The sequence below is a fragment of the Erwinia sp. ErVv1 genome, assembly GCF_900068895.1.
In the GTDB taxonomy this organism is placed as follows: domain Bacteria; phylum Pseudomonadota; class Gammaproteobacteria; order Enterobacterales; family Enterobacteriaceae; genus Erwinia.
The window spans coordinates 120,817-121,714 of the sequence record NZ_CDPK01000005.1 but is presented as its reverse complement, the minus strand read 5'-3'; the positions used below and the strand labels follow the sequence as shown (position 1 = coordinate 121,714).

The following is an 898-nucleotide window of genomic DNA, read 5'->3' as shown; positions in this document are numbered from 1 at the left end:
ATCGCCACCGGCTCTCATAACGTGTTCATTAACGGCAGACCTGCCGCCATTGCGACCAACAGCATGGTGGAATGCGCTAAGGACGGTGGCTCACAGCAGATGGCCGAAGGCTCCTCACGCGTATTTATCAACGGCCTGCCTGCTGCCCGTACAGGTGACCAGACCACCTGTGGCGGCAAAGTGATGACGGGTTCAGATAACGTGCGCATGGGCGGGGAGCCGGAACAGACACTGCCGATACAGTCAGAAGTCCCTGAAAAACTGTATAAAGCCTCTGACCTGACGTTGTTATTTGCAGGACTGCTCGGCGGAGCAGGTGGAGCGGCTGGCAAAGTCGGTGCACTGGGCAGACTGTTCAGTAAAATTCCGGGTATCAACAAACTGGCCCGCATCGCCTGCCGCGCTGGCGTGCTGATGACCGGTGCCGCTGCCGTGGGCATCATCGCGCGTCCGGTGGATATCGTCAGTGGGCAGAAATTCCTCGCCGGTGATGACGAGCTGGATTTCGTATTACCCTCCCGTCTGCCGGTGGTCTGGCAGCGTTACTGGCGCAGTGGCAATCCCGGCGACAGCGTGCTGGGCCGTGGCTGGTCACTTTTCTGGGAAACCCGNGTCTGCCGGTGGTCTGGCAGCGTTACTGGCGCAGTGGCAATCCCGGCGACAGCGTGCTGGGCCGTGGCTGGTCACTTTTCTGGGAAACCCGGCTTGAGCGGTATCAGGACGGGCTGGTGTGGCGTGCGCCTTCGGGAGATTACATTTCCTTCCCGATGGTGCCAAAAGGAGAGCGAACCTTCTGTGAAACCGAGAAGCGCTGGCTGGAACATCATCAGGACGATACATGGTCAGTGTATGATATCAGCGGCGAGCGCTGGCATTATCAGCCATTACGCGAAAATGC

General features: G+C 59.1%; 1 pseudogene. It reads left to right on the top strand.

From position 1 onward, the window contains the following. Window positions 1-896, top strand: a pseudogene (locus A1830_RS22155) (PAAR domain-containing protein); the annotation flags it as partial. Between the last annotated feature and the right edge of the window lie 2 nt (window positions 897-898).